Source organism: Caballeronia sp. GACF4, assembly GCF_023631025.1.
In the GTDB taxonomy this organism is placed as follows: Bacteria; Pseudomonadota; Gammaproteobacteria; order Burkholderiales; family Burkholderiaceae; genus Caballeronia.
Window position 1 is genome coordinate 1 of sequence record NZ_JALQDW010000059.1, and the last position, 629, is coordinate 629.

Sequence of the window (629 nt, forward strand, 5' to 3'; positions counted from 1 at the left end):
CCACCATCGCCGCCGCCATTGCCATGACCGCCGGTGCTGCCGTTGCCGCCGCCGTTGCCATGACCGCCGTCGCCGTGGCCACCACCATCGCCGCCGCCATTGCCATGACCGCCGGTGCTGCCGTTGCCACCGCCGTTACCGTGGCCGCCATCACCGTGGCCACCACCATCGCCGCCGCCATTGCCATGACCGCCGGTGCTGCCGTTGCCGCCGCCGTTGCCATGACCGCCGTCGCCGTGACCGCCATCACCGTGACCGCCGCTGCTGCCGTTGCCACCGCCGTTACCGTGGCCGCCGTCGCCGTGGCCACCATCGCCATGTCCGCCGTCGCCATGACCGCCATCACCGTGACCGCCGCTGCTGCCGTTGCCGCCACCGTTACCGTGACCGCCGTCGCCGTGACCGCCGTCGCCGTGACCGCCGTCGCCGTGACCACCGTCGCCATGACCACCGTCGCCGTGACCGCCATCGCCGTGACCGCCATCGCCGTGACCGCCGTCGCCATGGCCGCCGTCACCGTGACCACCGCTGCTGCCGTTGCCGCCACCGTTACCGTGACCGCCGTCGCCATGGCCGCCGTCACCGTGACCACCGCTGCTGCCGTTGCCGCCACCGTTACCGTGACCGCC

1 protein-coding gene is annotated in these 629 nt (G+C 73.3%); it reads left to right on the forward strand.

Features of this window, described 5'->3' with window-relative positions:
- Window positions 1–629 (forward strand): hypothetical protein (locus tag NCR40_RS31410; RefSeq protein ID WP_284507929.1); only part of this gene is annotated, 629 nt, incomplete at both ends.